The 25,390-nt window shown below is 47.5% G+C and carries 22 protein-coding genes; 15 read left to right on the forward strand and 7 right to left on the reverse strand.

All coding sequences use genetic code 11. The features are described from left to right. Positions 1-23: 23 nt before the first annotated feature. Positions 24-1,448 carry a carboxypeptidase-like regulatory domain-containing protein gene (locus BUB59_RS04660; protein WP_143160225.1) on the reverse strand — a complete coding sequence of 475 codons (1,425 nt, stop codon included), beginning with the start codon at positions 1,446-1,448 and terminating at the stop codon, positions 24-26. After that, entirely contained in the window at positions 1,445-2,299 is an 855-nt protein-coding gene (locus BUB59_RS04665) for a TIGR02147 family protein (RefSeq protein WP_073226249.1), read from the reverse strand. The genes BUB59_RS04660 and BUB59_RS04665 overlap by 4 nt, the downstream gene beginning before the upstream one ends. 550 nt (positions 2,300-2,849) lie before the next feature. On the opposite strand from BUB59_RS04665, the gene BUB59_RS04670 reads away from it, so the two are divergent. From BUB59_RS04670 to BUB59_RS04680, 3 genes are all read left to right on the forward strand, one after another. After that, positions 2,850-3,551, forward strand: coding sequence for a hypothetical protein (locus BUB59_RS04670; protein WP_073226252.1), 702 nt, complete (start codon positions 2,850-2,852; stop codon positions 3,549-3,551). Between the two features lie 173 nt (positions 3,552-3,724). Then, complete coding sequence (locus BUB59_RS04675) at positions 3,725-4,471, forward strand: hypothetical protein (protein WP_073226255.1); 747 nt, start codon at positions 3,725-3,727, stop codon at positions 4,469-4,471. A gap of 20 nt (positions 4,472-4,491) precedes the next feature. Beyond that, positions 4,492-4,947: a hypothetical protein gene (locus BUB59_RS04680; RefSeq protein WP_073226259.1), complete on the forward strand. Its 456-nt coding sequence runs from the start codon at positions 4,492-4,494 to the stop codon at positions 4,945-4,947. Here the strand turns inward: BUB59_RS04680 and BUB59_RS04685 are convergent. Then, complete coding sequence (locus BUB59_RS04685) at positions 4,944-5,675, reverse strand: UDP-2,3-diacylglucosamine diphosphatase (RefSeq protein ID WP_073226261.1); 732 nt, start codon at positions 5,673-5,675, stop codon at positions 4,944-4,946. The genes BUB59_RS04680 and BUB59_RS04685 overlap by 4 nt on opposite strands. A gap of 39 nt (positions 5,676-5,714) precedes the next feature. Between BUB59_RS04685 and BUB59_RS04690 the strand changes: the two genes are divergently transcribed. From BUB59_RS04690 to lnt, 3 genes are all read left to right on the forward strand, one after another. Continuing rightward, on the forward strand, positions 5,715-6,287 hold the full coding sequence (locus BUB59_RS04690; protein ID WP_073226264.1) for a hypothetical protein: 573 nt from the start codon (positions 5,715-5,717) through the stop codon (positions 6,285-6,287). Positions 6,288-6,309: 22 nt separating this feature from the next. Continuing rightward, a complete protein-coding gene (rsmI, locus tag BUB59_RS04695) occupies positions 6,310-6,996 on the forward strand; it encodes a 16S rRNA (cytidine(1402)-2'-O)-methyltransferase (protein WP_073226267.1) in 687 nt (228 codons plus the stop codon). A gap of 158 nt (positions 6,997-7,154) precedes the next feature. Further along, positions 7,155-9,038, forward strand: a complete 1,884-nt coding sequence (lnt, locus tag BUB59_RS04700; protein ID WP_234979937.1) for an apolipoprotein N-acyltransferase — start codon at positions 7,155-7,157, stop codon at positions 9,036-9,038. Here the strand turns inward: lnt and BUB59_RS04705 are convergent. Beyond that, positions 9,035-9,679, reverse strand: coding sequence for an alpha/beta hydrolase (locus BUB59_RS04705; protein ID WP_073226272.1), 645 nt, complete (start codon positions 9,677-9,679; stop codon positions 9,035-9,037). The two genes, lnt and BUB59_RS04705, sit on opposite strands and share 4 nt — an antisense overlap. 149 nt (positions 9,680-9,828) lie before the next feature. Between BUB59_RS04705 and BUB59_RS04710 the strand changes: the two genes are divergently transcribed. From BUB59_RS04710 to BUB59_RS04725, 4 genes are read left to right on the forward strand one after another with little or no spacing between them, the layout of a single operon-like run. Continuing rightward, positions 9,829-10,770 carry a hypothetical protein gene (locus BUB59_RS04710; protein WP_143160226.1) on the forward strand — a complete coding sequence of 314 codons (942 nt, stop codon included), beginning with the start codon at positions 9,829-9,831 and terminating at the stop codon, positions 10,768-10,770. A gap of 3 nt (positions 10,771-10,773) precedes the next feature. Continuing rightward, positions 10,774-11,979, forward strand: coding sequence for a hypothetical protein (locus BUB59_RS04715; protein WP_073226277.1), 1,206 nt, complete (start codon positions 10,774-10,776; stop codon positions 11,977-11,979). A 9-nt stretch (positions 11,980-11,988) separates the two neighbouring features. Continuing rightward, positions 11,989-12,813 carry a TPM domain-containing protein gene (locus tag BUB59_RS04720; protein ID WP_073226280.1) on the forward strand — a complete coding sequence of 275 codons (825 nt, stop codon included), beginning with the start codon at positions 11,989-11,991 and terminating at the stop codon, positions 12,811-12,813. A 24-nt stretch (positions 12,814-12,837) separates the two neighbouring features. Then, positions 12,838-13,524, forward strand: coding sequence for a hypothetical protein (locus BUB59_RS04725; RefSeq protein ID WP_073226283.1), 687 nt, complete (start codon positions 12,838-12,840; stop codon positions 13,522-13,524). 1 nt (position 13,525) lies between these two features. Here the strand turns inward: BUB59_RS04725 and BUB59_RS04730 are convergent, their stop codons facing one another. Both BUB59_RS04730 and BUB59_RS04735 read right to left on the reverse strand, forming a co-directional pair. Next, the gene (locus BUB59_RS04730; RefSeq protein ID WP_073226285.1) at positions 13,526-13,771 is read right to left on the reverse strand and encodes a hypothetical protein; all 246 of its coding nucleotides are present in this window, start codon (positions 13,769-13,771) and stop codon (positions 13,526-13,528) included. A 26-nt stretch (positions 13,772-13,797) separates the two neighbouring features. Continuing rightward, entirely contained in the window at positions 13,798-14,976 is a 1,179-nt protein-coding gene (locus BUB59_RS04735; RefSeq protein ID WP_073226288.1) for a DUF3300 domain-containing protein, read from the reverse strand. A 171-nt stretch (positions 14,977-15,147) separates the two neighbouring features. Here BUB59_RS04735 and BUB59_RS04740 point away from each other — a divergent pair, with 171 nt between their 5' ends. Beyond that, complete coding sequence (locus BUB59_RS04740) at positions 15,148-16,959, forward strand: CotH kinase family protein (RefSeq protein ID WP_083540173.1); 1,812 nt, start codon at positions 15,148-15,150, stop codon at positions 16,957-16,959. Positions 16,960-17,065: 106 nt separating this feature from the next. Here the strand turns inward: BUB59_RS04740 and BUB59_RS04745 are convergent, their stop codons facing one another. Beyond that, positions 17,066-18,733 (reverse strand): glutamine--tRNA ligase/YqeY domain fusion protein, encoded by a 1,668-nt coding sequence (locus BUB59_RS04745; RefSeq protein ID WP_073226291.1) that lies wholly within the window; start codon positions 18,731-18,733, stop codon positions 17,066-17,068. Positions 18,734-18,993: 260 nt separating this feature from the next. Between BUB59_RS04745 and BUB59_RS04750 the strand changes: the two genes are divergently transcribed. From BUB59_RS04750 to BUB59_RS04765, 4 genes are all read left to right on the forward strand, one after another. Further along, complete coding sequence (locus tag BUB59_RS04750) at positions 18,994-20,742, forward strand: AAA family ATPase (protein WP_073226294.1); 1,749 nt, start codon at positions 18,994-18,996, stop codon at positions 20,740-20,742. 157 nt (positions 20,743-20,899) lie between these two features. Next, positions 20,900-22,108: a hypothetical protein gene (locus BUB59_RS04755; protein ID WP_073226298.1), complete on the forward strand. Its 1,209-nt coding sequence runs from the start codon at positions 20,900-20,902 to the stop codon at positions 22,106-22,108. A 35-nt stretch (positions 22,109-22,143) separates the two neighbouring features. Continuing rightward, positions 22,144-23,313: a LysM peptidoglycan-binding domain-containing protein gene (locus tag BUB59_RS04760; protein ID WP_073226300.1), complete on the forward strand. Its 1,170-nt coding sequence runs from the start codon at positions 22,144-22,146 to the stop codon at positions 23,311-23,313. A 72-nt stretch (positions 23,314-23,385) separates the two neighbouring features. Then, positions 23,386-25,389, forward strand: coding sequence for a sensor histidine kinase (locus tag BUB59_RS04765; RefSeq protein ID WP_234979938.1), 2,004 nt, complete (start codon positions 23,386-23,388; stop codon positions 25,387-25,389). Position 25,390 lies beyond the last annotated feature (1 nt).

Below are 25,390 nucleotides of genomic sequence, written 5' to 3' on the forward strand. Positions count from 1 at the left end.
GTTGTGTGCCAAAGTTAGTTAAACTATTCTTCTTTGGCAAGGGGTTCTTCTAAAATATTTTTGCTTGGAGGCGTATAAGTAAGCCACTGAACCTTCTGTTCTGCATTTTCGGGCAGGTAGACAGCGGTCTCCGTCACATAAGTCCACCTGGGAGCATCAGATTTTTCCTGAGCAGCAATCACCCTAGGATCACCTGAATACAGAATCATTTCCTGTTCACCATCCGGCAGATCATTTAGACTAATCATATCGCAAGTCATGTCGCGAACAAAATGAGATGTACCCTTAAAGCCAACAACCACGCTGTTCACCATACAATTGCTAGACTGATTAGTATCCTGAGAATCAACAGCAAGCCTTACTCCCATCAAGATGGATGCGGGCTTATGCAAAGTGTCTTCACCCACGTCAAGGGTATCCTTGAGGGATTCAATTTCAGAAGCCAGGATATAACGGCTTACACCAGACTGGAACACAATATCATCCTGTACCTTACGGAATTCTACGCGGAAGGAATCTTCCGGCACTTCCTTAGGCAAATTGATAATCCAGCGACCAAGGCTATCCGTCTTAGTAACCGCAACAAATTCAAGAGAATCACCTTCCGTAAACTTCAGGCCATAAAGGTCAGTAATCACAGCAACTTCCACATCTTCACAGGGCTTGCCGTTCTTACAGAAAACCGTACCTGCCAATCTTGCCAAATCCTTAGCAGCTTCTTCAGATTCCTTCACCAGGGAATCCACTTCCACTTCGGTACTCCAGATGAAAGGACCAATATCGAGAGTGTTGCCAGATTCCACTTCCACCGGAATCTCCCAGCTACGGAAAATCAAGCTGTCGGCAACACCAGAACTCTGGAGTTTTGCAACAATCTGAGGATCGCCCGGGAAGAATTCAAGCCACCAAGTACCAGCAGGAATCAGCACGCGGAAGCTATCATTTGCAAATACGCTTTCATAGAACGGAGTACCCGTCAGGTAAACAGTAAAGTGAGAGCCTACAGAAACATCCGCTTCAGCAACATCTTCATAGTAAAGAACACTGCTAAACACGGCAGCCTTTTCAAGCTTGATGCTATCAAGAACAACAGAATCCTTGAACACAACTTGAGGCATGTAGAAGATTCCTTCCGAAGCAGAATCAATCACAGCCAACTGGAACGTATCGGCAATGGCGGAATCGAAGGCGAAAACGCCTGCAGTATCCGTCTTTGCTTCAAACATATCCGGAACGACCAAGGCTTCATCCGCACTTGCAATGCGAGCCATACGGACAATGGCATTGGAAGCAACCTTACCATCAGCATCACGAACGGTACCGCTTACGGCCACGGTATTTCCCGTATCAGTAACCGTACCTGCAGTCTTTTCGGTACAGCCAACAAGGACGCCTACAGAGGCGAGCACAAAAAACAGAGGTACAAGCATATTCTTCATGTACATCATTTTTCATCCTCCTCGGTTTCAGGGGGCAGAGCCACCTTTTCCTTGCTCAGCGGGAAGAACTGAATGTTCATCTGGGCGACCATAGTTTCGCCTTCGTCAGAACGAACAATATCAACCACTTCCTTGCGGAACAAGTCAATCTTGCTAATAATGCGTTCCAGGCCTTCGGCGGAAACGCTCATTGTCATACAAGATACATTTCTTCGTTCGGTGCTGTAGTGATCTAAAGCATCCTTACCAAGATCTATCATCTGCTTTTGGAACTGATGAACGAATAGCGGAGCAATTTCGGAACCGCTGAAGATAGCCTTGTTAACAGAACGATAGCAACCGGTCAGGTCCAGTTCAATAAGGCCGAGAGCCAAGAGCAACTGGATAGCCTGCTTTGCCTGAGGCAAAGAAATACGGGGATTGAGGAACAGAGCAAGTTCCTGGATATTCTTTTCGCCGATGTTCAAAATGGCGAGAGCTTCACGAGCAGCAACATAATACCACTTGCTGTAGTACTCCTGCTGGTTCTTTGTAAGAGACTTGACCGCACTAGGCAGTAGGGCGGACATCTGCTCGAAAATTGCCTGCTTGGAAGCGGCGGTAGTAGCGTGGGTAAAGTCCACCATCAAGGTGAAGTAACGACCTTCCTTCTCAGTCAGACCAAGAGCAGCAATGAACTTGGGCAACATCTGAGGAGTGAGGGACTTTCGGCCACGGATCAAATCCAAATAGAAACCGGAAGAAGAATATCCGGCCTTCTTTGCAAAAGATCTGTAGGAAAAATATCTCTGGACGGACTTACGGTAGTCATAGTAGTCCTGGAGGTACTTCCTGTAATTATAATATGCGTATACGTTCATCAGGAGTAAATATAATTTTTTCGCGCATTTTTGGGAACACTTGAATATGTTAAAACGGGGTAAAAATAGGGGAATTTTAGGCCTTTTAGGCCTAGAAAACAGTAGGAGAACAGCAGAGAACACCTAGAGAACACTTTCGGGAACACCTATCAAAAAAAGTATACCACCCTCAAATTTTTTAGGGTATATTTAGGGAACACCCAATCCCATCCCTCGGACTCTCGCCGACACTCCCGGCGAGAGTCCTTTTTTATACTCAGGGGGTTCCACCCCCTGAAACCCCTAGGCACTTGCATTAGCAAGTGCGACGTACGGATTTGACATCACGATTCCTCTGGTTTTGTAGGGGGCGCACCCCCCTAGACCCCTTGGCACTTGCATTAGCAAGTGCGACGTACGGATTTGACATCACGATTCCTCTGGTTTTGTAGGGGGCGCAGCCCCTGGCTTTTGCAGTTTACATCATTTTATTATCTTTGGGCGCATGGTCAAAGAGTTTTGCTTTCGAGTGCTCCGTTTTATCGGGGTTTTATGCGTGATTTATATTAGCATGGTGTTTTACCTAGCCTTAACGGAAAGGCAAAAGGCATTTCCCCGCGCAATCACTCATACCGAAGCGAACGCAGCTATTGCAGGAAAGGCAAAGGGTGTATCCTGCACCCTGGAAGACGGCACTGTTCTCGGAGGCTGGGTAATGGGCGACGGGACAACCCCCGTCCTGTTATATTATCCCGATGCCGAAGAAGACGCAGCCCAGTTTATCGCAGAAGTGGGCGCCCTCCCCAACGCCACCTTAGTCGCATTCAACTACCGCGGTAGCGCCAACAACAAGGGAAACCCCTCCCAGGAAACATACGAACCCGACGCAAATCAAATCGCACAATGTGCTGCCCAGGTGAACAACGGAATTGCCTATATTGCAGGTCGTGGCACCGGCGCCGTACTCGCAGCAAAGCAGGGACTTATTCCAACTTACAATAATTCAAGTTTGATTTTCATCGATCCCGTCTTCAGCATCGCCGACGCAATCTCCAGCAAGTATGGATTCCTTTATCCCAAGTTTTTGATTCGCGCAAACGTATCCGTGGAACCCGACCAACTGGAAAAAATTGCAGCCAAATCGACCATCATTTACGACCAAAGCCAGTTTGAATTAAGGACAAACGAAAATAGTGTGACCTTCGTCACATCCCGTAGAATCTGGCGTAAAGGCAATCCGCTCAAAGAAGTATTTGCGAATTTGACGAAATAAACGCATATTTTACATACAACTTCTCTTCATATAAAGTTCAGAAGTATTTTTTATACATCACTCGCGCTTACAAAAAGATTATTTCGCATTTCGCTTTATTCTTTTTTTCTCACATCCCTAACAAACTTCGTAAATTTTTGTTAATTTACTTTGAAAACAAAAGGAGTTGTTAAATGGAAAATATCATCGTCAAAATGGACATCCGCGGCTTTCTCCGTTTTCCCCTTCAGGCTATCAAGACTCTGAAGTTGGATAAGCTCGCCAAGCAGGAAACCAATAAGAAGGGTGAAGTCACCGAAATCGGCCCCTATGCAGACATCGAAGTAGACCCCGTTAGCAAGCGCATTGCTATCACTCCCATCAAGGAACCCAAGGCTACTTCTTTCCGTTTCATTCCGGGTGTTAACGGTTCCAAGTCCAAGTTCCTGTATTTCAAGGGCGCTCTGAACGCTATCGGCGAAAAGATCGCTACCGGTTCCTACGAACTGGAAAAAGACGGCAACAAGTACATCTTCACTAACGCAAACTCCAACAAGAAGAAGGGTACCTGGCAGCCTATTGCATGCCGAAATGCGGTTGCAAACAAGACCATGCTCTCCATCGACACTCGCGGAACTATTATATTTGACAGGAACACTAAAAATGGCGTGAACACCGTGGTCAATAAGACTATGGTTGCTGAATTCGACAAGGCCAAGAAGACCTTCACCCTGACCTTCAGCAAGGAAAAGGGATTCATCAACGTTCGCACCATTGCTAGTCACGCAAACGCCTCCTTCATGGGAACACTTTCCTCCCACGGTATTGCTCTTCCCAAGAGCAGCTTCCGTACGGAATGTTCCGTGAACGGCAAAACAGTCACCTTCAACGTTGCCGGACTGGTCACAAACCAGAAGGCAGCCAAAGGCTCCAAGAAGTAATTTGACAGTAGAGGTCAAAAATGGTTGATGTTTTCAAAGTATTTTACGCCACCCATTACAACATCGGTGCAGTAAGTGCATTGCTCCTCTTGTTTCTGATTTTCCTTCTCTCGAAGAAGAATCTCAGGACGGGTGTCGTAATTTTAGCAGTTCTCGTTGCAATCAACGTGGCTGTATACAAGAAGACATTCAACAAAGCTTGGACCATTGAGCTTGAACCCGAAAAGACGGAACAAAGCGACGACGGCTACAATAACGAGTTCGCCGTTGAAAAGGTCACGTTCTCCATCAAGAACTGGTCTTTCGTCGACAAGAAGGGTACAACCCATCATTGGTGCTGGGTCGAAGATTACTGGGATTCTTTTGCAAACACAGATATCGTGGCTAAGCTCTGGGGATCCAACGCAGGCAAGAAGGTCAGAAAGTCGACCGAATCCCGTCTGGACGTAAACGAATCTCAGAATAACGAAAACTAGTCTTTCGTTTTAAATTCTCCCAAGCTTATCTCACCTGCTTCCATCTGGAGGTAGGTGAGTTTTTTTATCCATTCGCCAGAAGACGCTGCAGTACCGTGATCCAGATTCCATATACCGGAAATATGAATATGGCCGAAGATGCAGAAGTCGCAGTTTTCCTTTTTCATAATGCGATCCGCCCAGGCCTGGTATTCCTTAAGATTGATGACACGATCCTCCCCCGCCTTACGGCTGCTACGCCCCACAAAGCGAGCAAGAGCCATCCCCCAGTCCGGATGAATCTGCTTGAATAGGAAACGATTTAAGGGGAAGTCCAGAATACGACGGAACAGACGGTATCCAAAGTCAGATTTGGCCACACCGTCCCCATGTCTAAAGAGGACGCGTTTCCCCTGAATTTCCAGGACAACCTGTTTATGAACATGAACGCCCAGCGATTTCGGGAAAAACGTTCCATAAGCGAAGTCGTGATTTCCCTGGAGCAAATGGACTTCCGTACCGGATTCCACAAGCTTCTTTAGGGCAAAATACAAGTCGAAATGATTACGGCATACATAATCATTGTACTCGTACCAAAATTCAAAAAGATCTCCCACAATGACTACGTGAGAAGCCTTTCCCTGCAAGGATTCCAGGAATTGAATCAGCTGAGATTCCCTGTTCTCTATAGCACCAGGAGGGTTCACCCCTAAATGGGCGTCCGAAATAAAGAAGGCTTTACGATCCATGCCCCCAATCTAAAAAAATCTTTAGCTATTTTTTGTGCAATGGTTATCAAAATGAAAAAAGTCTGGCTATTTTTCGCATCCACAGCGATGCTTCTCATGGGAACATCCTGTTCCATCGACCTTACACGTCTCGGCGGCCTCGACCAGCCAAAGACAATTCCTTTCTTTGAACCCATCGCTATTAACTACGGCGGAGAAGCCTCCTTGCTGGACGTCCAGCTGCAGCGAGCCTACACAGCAGCGGTAGACACTTCCGTCTACCCTATGGAAACCTGCCGCGGAAACATTACCATCGACGCTTCCGTGCAGCAGAATCAAGAAGATAAGGGCAGCGCCTGGGCAGTCCCCCTGACGATTATCCCCATTTGGCCCATCATGCCTGTGGACGAAACCTTAAAGTACCACATGACCACCCACATTTTCTGCAACGGAAGTCTTACCTTCAAGGCAGAATTTGACGAATCAGAACCCGTGAGAGCCTTCTGGTATGGCAAGCTCCGTTCCGACTTGGTCAACAAGGCTTCCGAAGCCATGCACCAGAGATTACTGAATCGTCTAAAATACGAATTGCAACTGAAACGCAATACGGATTTAAATGCAGGCCTTTCCTAATACCATTTTGTAGATTCATCCTATGGCACATACACTTTATATCGTCGCTACGCCTATTGGCAACATGGAAGACATCACCTACCGTGCAGTCCGCATCCTGAAGGAAGTCCCCCTGGTTCTTGCCGAAGACACACGCCATTCCAGAGTTCTTTTTGACGCATACAATATTAGCACCCCCATGGAAGCCTATCATGACTTCAACAAGGAAAAGGTGACCCCAAAGTATGTGGAATTTCTAAAGAACGAAGGGGACATCGCCCTCATTAGCGACGCAGGTACGCCTGGCGTAGCTGACCCCGCATTTAACCTAGTGCGAGAATGTGTTCGCGAGGGCATTGACGTCCGAGCAGTTCCCGGACCTTGCGCCATGATTACCGCACTGATCAGCAGCGGCATGCCCACAGACCACTTTGCATTCCAGTATTTCTCCCCTAAGAAAAGCGCCCAGCGCATCCATCTGCTGGAAAAACTAAAGGACGAGGAAGCAACCCAGATTTTCTATGCAAGCCCCCACAACATTGACAAGTTCGTGGAAGAAATCAAGTTGGTCTTTGGCGACATCAAGATTGCCCTCATGCGAGAATTGACCAAGAAGTTCGAAGAACATCTGATCGGTACGCCTACAGAAATTTCCGCCCATTTCAAGAGTCATCCTCCCAAGGGTGAATTCGTCCTGATTTTTAATCCTCAGGACAAGAGCGGACTGTAATTTAATTAGGAATGCAGATTTGTGCGTCATTCTGAACGAAGTGAAGAATCCAGAAGAGCGAGTATTAAATGATAAAAGATTATTTCTTGAGGAAACTTAAAGGTCTTCCTAAATTTTTCTGGATTTATGCAGCCGTAATTTTTATAACGGAAATTGTCGTGCTTGCACTGCGTCCAGATGAGCCAGGCCTTTATACCTTCTTCCCGCAATTTGCCCCTCTAGTAGCATCCCTCGTATTCCTTCCCTTCAAAAACATCCGGAGGAACTTTTCCCGCTGGCTCTATACATACAGCCTTCTCTCCTTCATTTTTCTTGCGATAGACTACAACACGTTTAACCATAATGGAGCTGGCCACGCAGGTTTAATCCATATCGCCACCACATTCCTACCCGCAGGTCTTTTCTGGATTTTCAAGTTCATCTGCTGGAATGTCCGTCGTGTAAAGGAAAGTGATTCACGTACCGCCCTCATGTTAAGCGTATTTGCCTGGGGATTGTATGCATTCGCGTTTCCTCCCATGCCCTTGGGACCTGCAGCCTTGCTTTTACTGGTACCTTGGTTCATCGTACTAAACCGATTCGGTCGTCAGCAGGCTTTATTCGCAACCTTCTGGTCCGGATTTCTATATAACGCCATCAATTATTACTGGATTTACAACGTGATGAATGTGGAAACAGCCCCTTCAGGCCTCATCCTGTTCGGTCTGTTCCTGCTCATCGCTTATTTCAGCGCCTATAACGTTCTCGCCGCATTTATCTATACCATCGTCAAGAACATCCTCATTAAGGGATATCGAATCCTCCTGTGGATTTACCCGATTTTCTATGCGGGTATTGAAATGACACGCACCCGCGGGGACTTCAGCTTTCCCTGGAGCCATCTGGGATACGTATTCGGTAACCACATTGAATTTTTGCAGTTGCTCCCCTGGGTGGGAATTTTCGGATACACCATCCTGGTAGTAACGTCCAACCAGACCGTAGCCATCGCCTTCGAGAAGCTTTCTGCAAAGGGGCTCAAGGACAAGCAGGAACTGAAAAGAACCGTTCCCGTCTTGAGCATTCCCGCAATCATTCTCCTATCCCTTTTCCTGCAAGGATCCTACGTTCTCTCCAAGCCAGAAGCAGCACCCTTCTATGGGGCTGACAACAAGGAAAATCCCTCCGTCGCTCTGGTACAGCCCAGCATTGCACAAGGCGCCAAGTGGAGTAAGGAACGTTTTGAAAATATCGTCAACAAGACCCTTGGGATGGTGAAGGATAGCGTCGCACCCGAAACCGACTTAATCGTTCTTGCTGAAACCGCCATTCCAGATTATATCCGCAGGCAGCCTAAAGTCATTCGTAGGTTGCACCGCCTTGCAGACGAAATGCAGGGAAGCATCCTCACAGGAACTCTGGACTATAAGCGAAATGATCCCGGATCCATCCGTAAGTACGACATTTACAATTCCGCATTTCTATTTACCCCTCACGACATTTCTTTCCCCCAGCGCTACATCAAGAAACATCTGGTGCCCTTTAGCGAACGAATTCCCTTCGACGACATCTTCCCCATCCTGAACTATGTGGACCTGGGCGAAGGAGACTTTGTTACTGGCAAGGAGACTCCCGTTTACGGTTCCTTCAAGTGGACTCCCTACATCTGCTATGACGCCATCTTCGGCGACTTGATTCGCGAAGCAATCCGCGAAGGATCTCGTCTAATGGTGAACATCACCAACGACGGTTGGTTCGGCAAGAGCACTGCTCCCTACCAGCACATGAACCTCATCCGCTACCGCGCTATCGAAAACGGGATGCCCGTAGCTAGACTTGCAAACTCCGGCGTATCCCTGTTCATTGACCAGTATGGACATTACGACCAGAATACGGATATTTTTGTCGATGCAGTCATACAAAGAAAAATGCCCCTCAAGACAAGGGACACTCTCTATAGTCATATTGGGGATGCTGTGGAAACAGCTTTACTGTGGTTTTTCCTGATTTACGCCATTACAAGCCTTATCTTCTTCTTCAGGAATCGTAAGGCAAGTAATTAGAACAAGAGCATGGGAGGCCAATGTCCGGCCTTGGGTCTTTCCTTAAATTGAGCGTAAGGAAGGAAGTCCTTTAGGCTGTTGGTCATTGCAGGTTTTATCGCCTGATCCATCCTTCCATAAAGGACTTTTGTTTCTCCAGAGCCATCAAAAGGAATTTCAGAATTAATCTGATTTTGGGCAAGATAGGCAAGTCCATCCCCTAGAGCATTGGGAGACATCTTCTTGGCAGCGCCACGCCATTCATCCACCCAGTCTCCAAATTCTTCGTCAAATAATTCCATAAAGGCGTTGAGGAAAGGATCAACAGAAGACTTTGTCTGTGTGGCAATAAACATGAGGTTCTGCTGATTCCAGTTATTTTCTTCTGAACAGAAATTCGTGAATGGGGATAGCAAAAGCCAGTTTTGTTCCTTAGGCCTTTTATCGCTATTCTTCAAAAGAGCTAGAGCTCCAAGACCCCAGCCCACTACATGGGTGGCCGAGTCCATCCCCTCCAGTTCATAAAGATTGGACAGGTGTGAAATCATGTTTTCATAGGAAACAAAAGTGTGCTCTGCATCAGAGCTCACTTCCATTAGGTCGTCTTCCCAGAGGCTCAAATCGGACGCCCAATCCGGTAACCAAATCCACTTTTCGTACATAACTGTACCTCACACCCAATTGTAAATTCTTTTTTAAATATACAGCCTTTTTTCATAAAGTATCACTCGTCCTAAAAAAAACTCATTTGGTCTCATTTTTTTTCAAATCTACTTGACCGCCCCATAGTGTTTACATATTTTTTACTTATATGAAAAGTTTAAAACTCCTTCTTTGCAGTACCCTAATGATGGCTGGTGTAGCCTGTTCTGGCACATCAAACACTCAAAAGGACACCAATAAGGAAACTCGCCAAAAGGCAAAATCCGCATATAACGAATTGGAATATGGATCGCAAAAATCCGTAACGAAAAACAAGTCCGTATCCAAGGATTCGGGTGTAAAAAGCGTCACGTCTGCAGACAATTTCATCAAACCTGTTATCATGGTAATGCCGGCTCCTAGCGATGACGCCCGCGCCACCCAGGAAGGCATTATGGACTACCTCACCAAGAAAGGTTACGAAGTCAAGTCCATGGAAGGAAGCGCAGAGCTTAACAACCTGATTCAGATGCAGAATGACATCGTAGGTACAGAAGACGACCAGAGCTATTTGGCCTGTCTTTCCCTGGATGCAGACATCTATATTAAGTTTTCTGGCTTTTTGAATAACGACGGACAAGTGCTCGTTGAACTGAGTGCCTACGAGTCTTCTACGGCAAGACAGCTGGGCTCCCATAGCAGTTCCGTCAATAGCCACGGCCGAACTTCCCCGCTTGACATGAAGGCCAACCTGAAGACAGCAGCCAACAAGGCCATGAGTGGTCTTGAATCCAGGTTGATTTCCTACTGGCAGGACGATCTGAAGAACGGCGTCCAGTACAAGGTGGTCATGAATATCAAGGGCTCCTACGGAGATTCCCAGCTGGAAGATTTGCAGGAAAACGTGGTAAACAACTTAAAAGCAGCCTTCAACAAGGTGAAGGTCAACACAATGACTGCCCAGACCATAGATCTTGTGGTCTATGCAGACCCCGAAAAGGTGGATGACGCCCAGGCTGCATACAGCGAAATTCGTAAATTATTAAAAAGCATGGCGGAAACAAAGAAGATCAGCGTTTCCAAAAAGCTTATCATTATGGATATCAAGTAACCTATGAAACTTAGACTGTTGGCATTATGCGCTTTGATGGCTGTTCCGGTTTTCGCCGGACGCGTCATTACGTATACGGCAACATCAAATGTTTCTCAGGAAGAGGCAAACAATGCCGCCATCGCAGGCGTTGCAAAGCAAATATCCGTCCAGATTGAAGCTAACCAGGTAATGCACAAGAGTGAAACCGAGGTTAATGGTAAGAGTAATTTCAAACAGTCCTACAAGGCCCAGAACAAAGTTTCTAGCGATCTGAAGATCAAGGGCATTGAAGTATCTTCCGTAAAGACGGCAGATGGTTTCAAGGCTACCGCAAATCTAGACCTGGACATTTTCACAGCGGATTTACAGCTAAAAATAAAGACTCTCCAGCAGGAAGTTACAGCACTGGAAGAAGATGCCAAGAAGGCTCTGAATGCACGCAACTACGCCAATGCCATCAAGTCACTGGAAAAGGCACAACCTAAGGTTCTCCTGCACCAGAAGGCCCTGGACCAGCTAAGCCAGGTTTATCCCGTGAACGACAGTCACCGTCTCCACCAGAACTTAGCGGGAGTGGAAACCATGGTGGTAGACCGTCTCTCCAAGATCAAGATTGAAGGTCCTGCAGAACAATTTGAATTAACCAAGCCGGAAATGCCCGCATGGGAAGTATCCGTCTCCGATGAATTCGGCCCCCTCCCCAACTTTCCTCTAGTAGCAAGGCAAGGACGTCAAACGCTTTCCGAAAGGCGTACTCAGGACAAGGGAACGGCAACCTTCAACCTTCGCAACGTCAACTTTAGCAGCGGCCCCTACACGATCAATGTAGAAGCCAACCTGCCGCAAGCAATCCTGAGAGACGCAGGCATTCAGAACAGCATTGAAATTTCCTATACGGTCTCCCAGACAAAGTGTAACGTTCAACTGCAATGCAAATCTGAAGCGAACGTTTGCAATGCCATCGAAAACGGGCTTTCAAAGGTATCCGTATTCAATAGTTCTAACGCTGACGTCCCCAAAATCTCAGCAGAAACATCCGCACAGACGAAAAACACCCTAGGATCCTTGACTTCCTATAACATGGAAATCACCCTTAAAGGAAACAACATCCTCTTTAGCCGTTCCGTCAAAGGCGCTGGCAAGAATGATGTAGACGCACTGGTAAAGGCAATCAACAAGATCGACTTTAGCGGCATCAAAAAACAGATTGGATCATCCTGCAAGTAAGGAACGAGAATGAAGAAACTACTTGCAGTCTTATTCGCCCTAGTCGCATTCGTCCATGCAGAAATTTCTGTGGATGCCATCCCTTCCAAACCTGCGACTAGCTACGTTTACGACGAGAACAGGTTTCTAACCGCACAGGAAATTCAGAAATTTGACGAGTTATCCGACACGCTCTATAGTAAAGCAGGGGTTGCACTAGCCTGCGTCATTGTCAACGACATCGGAGACGCCTCCTATCGCGAATACGCAGCCAAGCTTGCAGACAAGTGGAACATCGGCGGCAAGTCCGATGAGGGCGTCCTTATTTTCGTAGCCTTCAAGCAGCAAAAACGTAGCGTTGAAGTCGGCTATAAGGCAGAAGACTACTTACCCGTCATCAAGGTGGAAAAGCTCCAGCAGAAAACCATCGTAAAGTCTTTTAGAACGCAAAACTACAGCGAAGGCATTCTTGAATTCGCCTACGACATATCCAAACTGATTTCCAAGGAAAAAGGATTTTCACTGGATCTAGACGAAAGTAACTTCAAGAAGAACGAAGGAAATGCAGCAAGCATGATTCTTTTCTTCCTCTTTGTATTCTTCGTCGTGATAGGTCTCAAGGCCAGCGGCAGAAAGAAGGGATGGATAGAATCTCTTGTGAGCGGTCTTTTCCATCGCAAGCCTAAGGAAGTCAAAGAAACAGCACCCCTTACCACCCTGGGCGGATTCGGAGGAAACTTCGGCGGCGCCCGTGGTTCTGGACTAGGTGGCGGCTTTGGCGGTGGTTTCGGCGGAAGCAGTTTTGGTAGCGGAAGCAGCTTTGGAAGCAACAGCTTCGGCAGTAAAAAATGGTAAGGAATTTTTGCATCGGATACAATTATGAGAAAACTACTTAGCGTTCAGGAAATCAAAAACTCTGATTGGCCCGGCATTTTGCAAAAATCCCTGGGCGACAACCTGGTGTCCGCATTTGTTCATGGTGACTGCCTTATGGAAGGGCACGACGCCATTAACAACCCCTGGACCGTAAGTTTTATCCTGAAGGATAATTCCGTCAACAGCCTTAAAAAATTGCAGGAATTACTCCCAAAGGCACAAAAGGAAAACATTGAATTTCTCTACTTCTTTACCCAGGACGAAATCAATGATTCCGAAGACGTATTCCCTCTGGAATTTCTCCATCTGGCAAACAGAAATCAAGCGATTGCCGGCAACGATCCCCTTAAGGATTATGCGCCGAACATTTCCTGCCTGCGTCTGGAATGCGAAAGAGAACTCCGTGGCCTTATGATTCATTTGCGCCAGGCATATATCCATCTTAAGGAAAACCGCAGTTCCGATGGATTCTTCATGCAGGCAACCAACACCATTCTCCCTATCATGTATGGTGTATTCTATCTGAAATTCAGGAATTATCCTGCAAGCCATGACGAAATTTTTAGAAGTTTCCCTGGTATCAGCATTCCAGAACGAAGCAAAAACGTTGACCAGTTCGTACAAAAAGTGGATGACTACATCAATGCAGTCACCCGTATTATTGACGAAGTGGATAAGCTAGACGTTTAATCTAGAGAATCCGTTTTTTCTTTTCCGGAAATTTCTCAACGGCCTTAACGGCGTAAACATAAAATTCATTTTCTGCAAGAATATCTCCGTCCTGCAATTCGCAGTCCAGACGGATATCTAGCTCAACACCATCACGAGCCACTCTCATAAAGTTCTTGTCTCCAAGTTCCTTATTTTCAAAAAGGACATCAATGACTTTCTTGTATGTTCCGTGATGAGTTGTTCCTAGAATTTCCGTGCAGAGCATTATTTATCCATTTACGTTGTTAATGTTTAGCGTTTCACGCGAGTAAAGCCACCATTGCCGCCACTTGCAGGATTCTTTCTGGAAGGAGGCGTAGAGGTGTTTGTAGAAGTAAAGGGGCCGTTATCGTCCCTAGAGGACTGTCGAGTAAAGGTTGCCGGCTTTTCCTGGCGGCGACTGTTCTGATCGTCGTGACGATTTTCCCAGCGGCGATCATCAGTTCGGTTACTTTCATATCGACGGTCTTCGGTACTGCGATCTTCAAATCTACGGTCCTCAAACCTTCGATCATCATTGCGGCGGTCGACAAATCGACGGTCATCAATCCTTCGGTCATTCAAGCGGTGATCTTCCAGACGACGATCTTCTTTACGACTATCACGAATCCTGGCACTGATGCCGCCTTCATCTCGGCGAGCCGGTGCAGAGGGATGTACACTGCGAACCGGTTCCATACGGCGAGGAGGCGGATTATATCGACGAGGATGACGAGGAATAGGTCTATGGTGATACCAGCGATAATCTCTCACGAAGATATTGTGATAATCCCATTCAAACCAGCAAGAACCCCAACCCCATTCTCCAAACCAAGATCCAAGCCAAGCGTGGTGATGGTAACGGATGGAAGGATAAGCGTCCGCATACACATAGAATACCACCCTAGGATCATACACCGGCACATAGACATATTCCGTACGAACCGGCTCAATGACTATGGTTGTACCCTTTTCCACCTTGACTTGATCGTTAGTCTTTAGCTGACCATAATCATAAGCCTTTGTACGCAAGCGCTGGACGGCATCCATCACTTCGTCTTTCTGAGCGGAAACAGCATCACCCAGCTGGTCGGACCAAGTTCTGTATTTTGCCATGATTCCAAGAACTGTCGGGAACGGAATCAAAGCCTGAACGCTAGGATCATAAGGCAAATTTGCCTTTTCCATTTCCTGAGCAAGCTGTTCGCCCTTCATATCCTTATGAGCCTGAGCCCAGTTATTTGCTCCCGGGATTTGTTCTCCGTATGTAGATGCGGTAAGTACATGCACCAGAAGCGGATCCGGATACAACGCAATTGTAGATACTAGCGTATCCAATTCGCTGGAAGAAAAATTACGGGCGGCATTTGCTGACGTTGGTAAAATCACCAAGCAAACCAGCAAGACACCCATCATTTTAGGGAAAAAAGCTTTGAGAACATTTTTCATCATACGACCTCCTATTTTAGTTAATGTACTCAATAGTTGGATTCCTAGACCAGTAAAAAGGATTCAATTTTGGGCAAATAAGTTCCGGAAAACAACGTGACATACAACACGTAAACACAAATTAACGTGTCTTTTGAACATCATTGGTATAATTTTCTAGTCACGGAGTGTTTTATGAATAAAGATTTTTCCAAGCCGAAAAACCTAGTTTCGGCGATTTTATTGGGTGCTCTCGGGATTGGGGCTCAGAACCTCAACTCAAAAAGCATAGACTTACCCATCATCCTTGTGGACACAAAGCAACAGTGTCTAGACATGAATGTCAAGGAAAAAATTCCTGCCACTATGAGAGTGCTAGACGGAAAGACCAACTCCTTAGCGGATAGTGCCAAGGGAACTCTCTACGACATTGGAATTAAAGTCAGAGGTCAGTCCTCCGCCACCTTCCCCAAGCCGGGCTATAGCGTGGAAGTACGCGACGAAGCAGGAGAAGGCATGGACGTGAAGATGCTGGGCCTCCCCCCTGCAGACGACTGGGTATTCCATGGTCCGTATGTGGACAAGACCATGATGAGAAATTCCCTAGCCCATTGGCTCTTTAGGCAAGCGGGCAGATACAGTCCCCGCACCATGCACTTTGATTTATACATCAATGACGTATACCGCGGCGTATATGTGCTCATCGAAAAAATCAAGCGAGGCAAGTACCGTGTAGATGTGGCTAAGCTCAAAGAAGACGAGACTACTGGCGACGACGTTACCGGAGGCTACATCTGGGCATTTGACAAGACTGGAACAAACTCTGGCGGCGGCGGCAACGGCAATATCGCAGACGAAGGCTTCAACACCTCCGATGGTTTAAATGTCATTCTTCACTATCCTAAAAAAGACAAGATTGCCAAGGAACAGGAAGACTACCTTAAGAACTATCTGAACGAACTTGAAGCCCTGTTCAAGAACGGAAAGAACGGAACCGGTTACGAAAAATATGTGAATGTAGAATCTGCAATCGACTACGTCCTCCATCAGGAAGTAACCAACAACGCAGACTCTTACTGGTGCAGCTTCTTCCTGCACAAGGATAAAGACAGCAAGGATGGTAAGGTAACCTTAGGTCCTCCCTGGGACTTCAATCTTGCTATGAGCAACGGTTCGTCCCCCGAAGGTCAGACCAACAATAACAACGGCGGCTGGGGCGGCGGTTTCGGCTTTGGCGGCGGTGGCGGAATGGGTAGCTCAGGAACCACTGGCTGGCAAATTGAAAATTCACAAAAGAGTGGCGGTGGCATGGGAAGTTCCCTGAAGGCCCCCAACTGGCTCATCCAGATGTGGAAAGACAACAACTACCAAAGCGAGCTGAAAAAGCGCTGGGCCGAACTGCGCAGTGGCGTGTGGCATACCAAGACCATGGATGTTTATTTGGACTCCATGAAGGTATATCTGAAGAATGCGGCCGACAGAAACTTTGAACGTTGGCCCAACTTGGGCAAAGCTAGCGGAACGTACGATAGCGATCCGCAGCCGATGAAATACTGCAACAAGTCAAATAGCGGATTCGGTTTTACCATGGGCGGCTACAACGCAACCACCTGGGACGGCGAAGTGGAACATCTCCGCAAGAAGATGAAAGAACGTATGGCCTGGATGGACGAGCAGCTCGGTTTTACCGAACCCGCCAATCCTATCGTCACAGAGCCGGTCATCCATATTCCTAATGTAGAGGAAAAGAAGGATTCTTCAGTAATTGCACCCCCAACAGAATTGGTGGATTACACTAGACTTTCCCCCACAAATTACTTTGTAGAAAACGGTTCATATCTGGAAATTCAAACAGATATGGGCGGAACATTCGCCATCATTGACTTGAACGGATCCGTCCTGTACAAGACAAAGATTAAGGCAGGAAGAACTTCTATGAAGGTTCCCGCAAAGGCAATGAACAAACACTGGATTGCCACCCTTAACGGCAAAATGTTAAGTCGGTAATTTCCAGTCAAGAGTCTCCTAAAAACCATACAAAAAGACCTCGTCTTACGACGAGGTCTTTTAACATCTAGCATTCGGCCGAGAGAACGCTCTGTCATCCAGCGAATTACTTCGCGGGATTGAAGCTGTCCTTCAGGCCAACAGTGCGGTTGAACACCAGCTTACCCGGCTTGGAATCGTCGGAATCCAGGCAGAAGTAACCCAGGCGCAGGAACTGGAAGCGGTCTTCCATCTTGGCGTCGGCCAGGCTGGGTTCCAGCTTAGCCAGCTTCACCACCATGGATTCAGGATTCAGGTAGTTGTGCCAGTCTTCACCTTCGGGAACATCGGAAGGATCTTCCAGTGTGAACAAATTATCGATGAGGCGGACCTCGGCGTCTACTGCGTGTGCAGCGCTTACCCAGTGGATAGTGCCCTTGACCTTACGACCATCGGGAGATTCGCCACCCTTGGACAGCGGGTCGTATTCGCAGTGGATCACAGTCACCTTGCCGTCGGCATCCTTTTCGACGCTCTTGCAGGTCACAAAGTATGCGCCCTTCAAGCGGACTTCGCCTTCCGGCTTTAGGCGGAAATACTTCTTGGGAGGTTCTTCCATGAAGTCTTCAGCTTCGATGTACAGCTCCTTGGAGAAGGGAACCTGACGAGTACCTGCATTGGGGTCGTTAGGATTGTTTTCCACTTCAACCATTTCAACCTTGCCGTCTTCCCAGTTGTCGATGACAACCTTCACCGGGTCAATAACGGCCATAGCACGCTTGGCGCTCTGGTTCAGTTCTTCGCGGATGCAGAAGTACAAGAGGTTCACGTCCACCATGGATTCAGCCTTGGAAACACCAATACGGCTGCAGAATTCACGGATGGAGCTGGGAGTAAAGCCACGACGACGGAAACCGCATACCGTGGGCATACGGGGGTCGTTCCAGCCAAGAACTGCCTTGGTTTCCACCAGTTCAAGAAGCTTACGCTTACTCATCATGGTGTAGGTCAAGTTCAGGCGAGAGAATTCAATCTGCTGGGGGCGGTTCTCCAGGCCAAGTTCAATAAGGAACCAATCGTACAGCGGACGATGGGCTTCAAATTCCAAGGTACAGATGGAGTGAGTAATGCCTTCGATCCAGTCGCTAATGGGATGAGCAAAGTCGTACATCGGGTAGATGCACCACTTGTCTCCAGTGCGGTGGTGAGTGCAGTGCTTGGTACGGTAGATCACCGGGTCGCGCATGTTCATGTTGGGGCTAGCCAGATCAACCTTGGCGCGGAGGCACTTTTCGCCATCAGCATACTTGCCGTCACGCATTTCGCGGAACAGCTTCATATTTTCTTCAACACTACGGTCGCGGTAAGGGCTGGGCTTGGAGGGTTTACCAGCATCATTGCCGCGATATTCCTGCATTTCGTCACGGGTCAGGTCTTCAACGTAGGCCTTGCCCATTTCGATCATCTTTTCTGCGAATGCATAAATCTGGTCGTAGTAGTCAGATGCAAAGAATTCTTCCTTCCATTCAAAGCCGAGCCACTTCACGTCTTCGCGGATAGAATCCACATATTCCACGTCTTCCTTAGTAGGATTGGTGTCATCGAAACGGAGGTTGGTGAAACCGCCGAACTTCTTTGCGGTACCGAAGTTCAGGCAGATGGACTTTGCATGACCAATGTGGATGTAACCGTTGGGTTCCGGAGGGAAACGGGTCAACACCTTGTTGCGCTTGCCGGTCTGCAAATCATTGACAATGATGTCTTGAATAAAATTCGAAGATTCAGGAATATCCATTTTTTAACCTTTTGGCTTTTTGCCTTAATTTTACGTGAAAAATGTAGAAAAAATTCCATTTTCAACGATAAAACATCTGCTGTTTAGGGGAAAAACATACGTTTCGTGACATGCCGCGCCCAATTACAGACAAACTCTCTCGATTTTAAGGAAAATTACGTTTTTTTGCGTAATTTTCACACGGAATGTACAACCAAGAAATGCGATTGAATGAAAATAATCTACATTATCTTTGGATAGATATAATATGAGGCTGACCTATGGAAAGCGCAAGAAAAACAATTAACCTGTTCTTGAAAGGCAAGTATAGCGGAAACGAATTAAAGGCTGAACTGTATAAGGCCGGTGTTGCCGCTATGGAAGAAGGCTGGACCTTTATGGACGCCAGCTTCCAGCTGGGCGGAAAAGCTCGCGATGACGGTATGGACGGAGACGAAGTGGAACAAACCCTTCGTCGAGCATTCTCCGCCGAAAAGAGATCAACCGAACGTAAGGAAGAAGCTCCTGCTCCAGCAGCGGCAGCACAACCAGCACCCGCTGCGGCACAACCCGTAGAAGGCGCGCCCACCATGGCCATGCCTATCATCTCCCCGCTTTCCGCCGGAATGATTTCCATGGAACAGATGCTGGCCCTGGGTCTGGATACCCAGTCCCTGGAACTGTTGCAGAACTTCAAGATTGATCCGGAAGCTCTTTCTATTCCATGGCCCGCAGCAGACTGGCGTAAGGATTTGGCAAAACTTCTGGAAGCAACCTTCGAGCAAGATGAAACCATCGAGTTCAAGATTTCCAACACCCCCAACAGCACCGAAGAGCTGGTGGAAAACATTGTTGGCCAGGACGACTCCATCAAGAAGATCATGAAGGGTCTGGATAGTCCTGAAGGTGCATTGCTCTGCATCAACGCCATTAAGGGCGGTCAGGATGCCACAGACGAAAGCTGGCATTACCGCTATGTGGTAGTGGACAACCCCAAGATGTCCTTGGCCAAGCAGTTGGCTTACTATAAGGCATTGAACCTCCCCTGCGCAGCTCTTGTAAATACTGGCGCAAACTCCGTGCAGGCCTGGATCAAGATTCTCGCCAACGACGAAGAAGAGTATAACGAACGCGTAGACTTTTTGTTCAAGACCTTGGACTCCCAGGGTTTCAAGGTGGACCCGTCCAACCGCAACCCCCACATGATGGTCCGTATGCCGGGCGTGCTCCGTGGTGGTAAGCAACAGTACCTCATCGGTCTGGAACAGGGCGCTAAGAACTTTAAGGAATGGCAGGAATGGGTTGAATACTCCCTAGATGGCAAGCCCCTGATTGAGCTGGCCAGCGATAGCGAAGAAGCACCCAAGAAGGACCAGACCATCGTGGAGAACATGCTTCGCGCTGGTGAATTCTTCCTGTTTACAGCACCTCCCAAAAGCGGTAAGTCTCTCGCCCTCATGGACCTGGGTCTTTCCATTTGCTACGGCGAAGACTGGTTCGGTAATTCCACCACCTCTAATGACGTTCTGTTTATCAACTTCGAACTGACGAAGTCCGTATTCCTAAACCGTCTACACCTGCTGGGTGCCAAGCGCGATCTGACGGCCAATACGCCGAAATTTGGTTTCCTGAATCTTCGAGGAACGGCACTGTCCCCCATCGAAACCGCACAGCTCATTGCAAAGCGAATCCAGGGTGCCAAGAAACTGGAAAACCACGACTATAAGGTGGTGGTCATCGACCCTATTTCCGCAGTGCTTCACAACCCCAAGTCTACCCGACTGAACGGCGCTCCCCACCAGATTTTGATGCAGATGATCGATACCATTATTGCCCTTACCGGCTGTGCTGTGGTATCCTGCTGCAACCTGGATGAGTATCCCTATCTGGAAGCTCGTGCAGACTCTGTCATGACTCTCACCCCTGTGGAAGGCAGCCTGAACATGTATCAGATTAACGGAAACTTCCGTGAATTCCCCAAGATGCTGGCCCGCGAATGCTCCTGGATTTACCCCAGGTTCTACGTCTAATTTTTAAAACAAACTAAGTACTATGTATAAGCCTAAGAAGAATTTTGCTCCGAGACGCCCCGCATCTGCACCCCAAAGAGATTTTCAAAGGGGAGCTCAGCGTGATTTTTCGAGAGAAAATCCCAGAGAGAAAGCCCCTGTAGAAAAAGTTCAGAAAGTGATTCCAACTTTCGAAGACATTAAGCAACAGCTTACTGCCTGGGCTGAAACAGAAAAGATTCCGGGCAAGATTCAAGCTTGGTTTACTGCGGAAGCAAGTGAAGAAAACTCCGACTGGAGAATTCTCAAGACCTACCGCGGCGAGCACGAAGTATTTACCATCGAAGCTCCTGCAGCAGACATGAAGGCTCCTGAAATCGTCGGCCGTATTATGGAACAGCTGAAGAAGGAACATCTCCATATCTTCAAGAAGGCTCTTCGCCAGATTTGGTTCCGTGCAGCAGGTGACGGACGTTTCGCTCTGCTGATTCAGATTAACTTGAAGGGCCGTAACTCCGCTCACGGATACAAGACTTTCGTGGACTTCCTGGAAAGGAATTGCCCCGAGGTCATTAGCTGTCACCATATTCAATGTATGCCCGACGGCTTATTCGACCCCGCAAGCGCAGTCGCCATGCGTGTGGAAACAAAGGCCGCATTTGGTAGCGATTTTCTCCCCATTGGAGATACCGGCATCCAGATGCATGTGATGGACTGGTCACCCCGCATTAAAGACGCCTGGTACGATCTTCCCAAGCGCATCGAAAGTGCAATTCATCCCCATCCGGAAGATTGCTTCTTTGAATTCTACTCCGGCTCCAGCTTTGTGAGTGCGGCTCTTTCTGGACTTTTCAAGAGAGTGGATTCCCTGGATTGTAGAGAATTCGCCATGATTTCTTCCAGACTGAACGCTCGTAATGCCATTAGCGAGAACATGAAATTCCACCGCGGCCATGTGGAAGCGGAATTTTTCAACAAGTTCTTCAACAAGCCGGAAAACGAAGGTCGATGGACATTCTATCTAAACCTGCCTACCGACGAAACTCTGGCTACAGGCGTAGAACAAGCCATTGCCTCGGCAAGACCGGAACGTATCTTGCTGCAGATCGGCAATCTTGAGGTTGCAGGAAAGGAAATCAAGCGATTCCGTAGTGAAGGATACATGCTCCGCAAGAGTATCCCCCTGTACTTGGAACCTGGCTCTGGCAAGTTTGAGGTTTTATTCCTGCTGGTTCCCGACCGTGCAGGCATTTTGGGACTCAATCCGGCGAATAAGGCCCGTTCTAGAAACGTCCAGCGTCCTCAGGAACGTGTTTCTACCGCAAAAACGGCTCAGAAAACGATTTTCAGGCAGGATGTCCCGACTTTTAAGCAAAGAAAAGGTTAAATTTCTCTATATCAGTCAACAACTTAGGGTTTACTATGCATTTTTTGAAGAGTGCTTCCATTTGCCTCGGCCTAACCGCCCTGATTGCTTCCGCCTACATTATTAAGGAAGGCGATACCCTTTGGGATTTGAGCGACGAATTCCTTAACGACCCCTTTGCCTGGCCTGACCTGTGGGAAAACAACCGCCACATTCAGGACCCCCACTGGATTTATCCGGGCGATTCTCTGTATATGGGCGACAGCATCCGCGAAGAAAATGTTTTAAGAGCAGATCCTGCCAGAAAGAAGTACCCCTGCGATGCAGCTGTATCAGATTCCAACCTGCCCAAAGGTATCAAGGCCGTTGGTTGCGACCAGGGTGATGGCAGAGACTCCGAATTTGAATCCATGCTGGGCGACCTTCGTTCCAAGGACAAGAAACCCAAGGCTCAAAAGGAAAAGGACTCCTATTTCTACATGCAGCGTCCGGCTCCCAAGATTTTCAACGGTTACTACCAGGTTCTCGCACCCGAAATTTACAGCATCGACTCCCTGCGTAAGGACAAGCGATTCTTCTCCATTCGTTCTGGAGAAAAACACGAACCTCTGATCCATATGCCCGAAAGCGAAATTGTAGTTGGTGTGGGCAAGAAGACTAATAAAAATCTGAAAAAGGGCGACCTGGTGGACATCTATGAAGCAAAGTCCATAAACGTCCCCACCGAAAAAGACAATAACTTCGAAAAGAAAGCATTGCTCCGCCTCTCCGGTGTTGCAAAGATTACTTCCATCGGCGACACCCTCTCACGAGCACAGGTGGTCCAGAGTTTCCGCGAAATCAAGATCAACCAGTCCAAGGCCAAGTTGAAGGAAGAACTGAACACGATCAATGTGAGCGGTTATGAACCTGAACAGAACGCCAAGGTGGACTCCATGGCAGCCATTAACTATGCCCTGGATCCTATGCTGATTATCGGTGCGTACTCTTACGTACTGATTAACCAGGGTTCCGCCAAGGGCTATAACACAGGTGACGCAGTGGCCGTTTGGGAAATTGACGCTTCCGACCCGTCCATTCCGCCTCGTCTCCTTGGCCGTGGCGTTATTGTTCGTGCAAACGAAAACGAAGCCGCAGTCCTGATTCGCGAAGCCTATTCCAACAGTCGTAGAATTGAAGTTGGCCACAAGGTTTCCGTGACCCATCAGGCAACCGTCGTCAAGTAAACCTAACGGTCAAGCGTGCAGGTTTCCAGAAACAATCTGCTATTCATCCTCTTATTTGCGGGGGGCATTATCTTGCCCACCGCAATTCTTTCGTTTCTCAGTTTTAGAAACATCCAGAACGAAAAGTTCCTTGCCCAGAAGGATTTCGATGAAAGCCGGATTTCCTTTCAGGAAGAAATCGAGGATGCCATTGTAAGCGAGCAGAAAAAAATTTTTCAGGAAATCAAGACTGCTTCATTATTCCTATACGAACAGCCCCAACACCTTCTTGACTTTGGCCACGAAACCGAATTCAAGTCCGTGGAAGGCATTGAAGCCATATTTCTCTTCAACAAGGGAAATCTGGTTTATCCGGATATTTCCTCCAAGAGATTCCACAAGCAGACAAACTTCGCCACATCCGTACCCACAACCATTGAGAAAGACTTATTCCTTGTGGAACAGGAGAACGGTACAGACCCACGATTGGAAAGAGCCTATCTCAACAGATTTTCCAGATTTTTCCGCCCCACCGCCTTCCTCTTTGAAAGCAGTGACGACCAGGTGCAAGCCCTCTTAGGTCTAATCCGATTCTATTACCGCTCGAAAAAATACGATGAAGCCTTGAATCTTTTGCATGTTCTTGAAAACAATCCTCATCAGCAGGGCTATCTAACTACGGACCTCACCCGTTCCGTAAACCTACTGCATTTTGACATTCTGGTAGAACAGAAAAAGCACCAGGAAGCACAGGATTACTGTCTTGCGATTTTGAAGGATTTTCTTGAAAACGAAGACGTCGATGACATCTCCTCCTCTAGGTTTTTCTTCGAATCCGCCTTTACTCAAATTCTTTCCTTTGAAAGCCTCACACAAGAAAAACGTGAGGCATTCTGGAACCTGCGAGAAAACTTCAATCGCCAGCTGGGATACATGGATATACTCTCCAGAAACAAGGGATTTTTCCAGGAAGTTCTGGAGGAACCCGTTTCCCCGAAGGATGGCATTCTCTTCCGCGGAAATGACGATATTATTCTGCTGAAAATCGCATACCCCTTCCTTTCCGGAGATCAACAAGTCCTTGCAAAACTGGACAAGGAAGCCTATAGAGCCCGCATAAGAACACGAGCAAGACTAGCAGCTAAGAGTTGGAAGAATATTCCCTTCGCTATTGTGGACAAGGACGACCGAAAGGTTCTTGGAACTATTCTAGACAGTGCCAATATTGTAAGCCAGGCAATCGTCAACGAACCTCTTGGCTGGGAAATGACGTTGTACGAAAAAGACACGAAGGCCATCCAGAAAGAAACCCGACACAGAATGTTCTTGATGTATGGGCTGATGCTTTTCGCCCTCATCACCGTGATTTTCGGTTCCGTATTCATGTTCCGATTCATCACCCAGGAACGCAAGCTTCTATCCATGAAGGCAAACTTTCTTTCCAGCGTATCACATGAATTGAAAACACCTCTTACGTCCATCAAGATGTTCTCTGAAATGATGGCGAGAGGACGCGTTCAAAAAGTGGAAAAGATTCAGGAATATTCTACACTAATTGGCAAGGAAGCGTCTCGTCTAGAAAACCTGATTGGCGCCATTCTGAACTACACCCGAATGGAACATGGATCAGACGCTTTCAAATGGGAAAAGATTGACTTTTCCATTTGCGCCCAAAAGGTATACGAAGCAGTTCAAAGCATCGGTACAGAAAAGGGCCTCAAGATGGAAGCCACATTCGAGCCCTGCTGTATGGTCATGGGAGATTACACGGCACTCTACAGTCTAGCACAGAACTTGATTGAAAATGCCATCAAGTATACCAACGAAGGCGACATTTCCGTAAAGACCTACAGCGAAGACAATCTAGTGGTCTTTTCAGTAACAGACTCCGGTGTTGGAATTGACACTTCAGAGCAAAAAAATATATTTAATGACTTCTATCGAGTAGGCGACGAAATGACCCGAAGCACCAAGGGTTCTGGCCTAGGCCTAGCCATCGTCAAGAGAGTAGCTGAAACACACCGTGCAACCATTTCTCTGGTCAGCAAGCTGGGAAAGGGTTCCACATTTACGGTACGTTTTAAGAAGGCGGAGTAGA

Source organism: Fibrobacter sp. UWEL (assembly GCF_900142535.1).
Taxonomy (GTDB): domain Bacteria; phylum Fibrobacterota; class Fibrobacteria; order Fibrobacterales; family Fibrobacteraceae; genus Fibrobacter.

What these genes read in the sequence shown, in the direction of transcription:
- BUB59_RS04660 (WP_143160225.1), bottom strand. Translation starts at nt 1,448, where the DNA reads ATGATGTACATGAAGAATATGCTTGTACCTCTGTTTTTTGTGCTCGCC.
- BUB59_RS04665 (WP_073226249.1), bottom strand. Translation starts at nt 2,299, where the DNA reads ATGAACGTATACGCATATTATAATTACAGGAAGTACCTCCAGGACTAC.
- BUB59_RS04670 (WP_073226252.1), top strand. Translation starts at nt 2,850, where the DNA reads ATGGTGTTTTACCTAGCCTTAACGGAAAGGCAAAAGGCATTTCCCCGC.
- BUB59_RS04675 (WP_073226255.1), top strand. Translation starts at nt 3,725, where the DNA reads ATGGAAAATATCATCGTCAAAATGGACATCCGCGGCTTTCTCCGTTTT.
- BUB59_RS04680 (WP_073226259.1), top strand. Translation starts at nt 4,492, where the DNA reads ATGGTTGATGTTTTCAAAGTATTTTACGCCACCCATTACAACATCGGT.
- BUB59_RS04685 (WP_073226261.1), bottom strand. Translation starts at nt 5,675, where the DNA reads ATGGATCGTAAAGCCTTCTTTATTTCGGACGCCCATTTAGGGGTGAAC.
- BUB59_RS04690 (WP_073226264.1), top strand. Translation starts at nt 5,715, where the DNA reads ATGGTTATCAAAATGAAAAAAGTCTGGCTATTTTTCGCATCCACAGCG.
- rsmI (WP_073226267.1), top strand. Translation starts at nt 6,310, where the DNA reads ATGGCACATACACTTTATATCGTCGCTACGCCTATTGGCAACATGGAA.
- BUB59_RS04705 (WP_073226272.1), bottom strand. Translation starts at nt 9,679, where the DNA reads ATGTACGAAAAGTGGATTTGGTTACCGGATTGGGCGTCCGATTTGAGC.
- BUB59_RS04710 (WP_143160226.1), top strand. Translation starts at nt 9,829, where the DNA reads ATGAAAAGTTTAAAACTCCTTCTTTGCAGTACCCTAATGATGGCTGGT.
- BUB59_RS04715 (WP_073226277.1), top strand. Translation starts at nt 10,774, where the DNA reads ATGAAACTTAGACTGTTGGCATTATGCGCTTTGATGGCTGTTCCGGTT.
- BUB59_RS04720 (WP_073226280.1), top strand. Translation starts at nt 11,989, where the DNA reads ATGAAGAAACTACTTGCAGTCTTATTCGCCCTAGTCGCATTCGTCCAT.
- BUB59_RS04725 (WP_073226283.1), top strand. Translation starts at nt 12,838, where the DNA reads ATGAGAAAACTACTTAGCGTTCAGGAAATCAAAAACTCTGATTGGCCC.
- BUB59_RS04730 (WP_073226285.1), bottom strand. Translation starts at nt 13,771, where the DNA reads ATGCTCTGCACGGAAATTCTAGGAACAACTCATCACGGAACATACAAG.
- BUB59_RS04735 (WP_073226288.1), bottom strand. Translation starts at nt 14,976, where the DNA reads ATGATGAAAAATGTTCTCAAAGCTTTTTTCCCTAAAATGATGGGTGTC.
- BUB59_RS04740 (WP_083540173.1), top strand. Translation starts at nt 15,148, where the DNA reads ATGAATAAAGATTTTTCCAAGCCGAAAAACCTAGTTTCGGCGATTTTA.
- BUB59_RS04745 (WP_073226291.1), bottom strand. Translation starts at nt 18,733, where the DNA reads ATGGATATTCCTGAATCTTCGAATTTTATTCAAGACATCATTGTCAAT.
- BUB59_RS04750 (WP_073226294.1), top strand. Translation starts at nt 18,994, where the DNA reads ATGGAAAGCGCAAGAAAAACAATTAACCTGTTCTTGAAAGGCAAGTAT.
- BUB59_RS04760 (WP_073226300.1), top strand. Translation starts at nt 22,144, where the DNA reads ATGCATTTTTTGAAGAGTGCTTCCATTTGCCTCGGCCTAACCGCCCTG.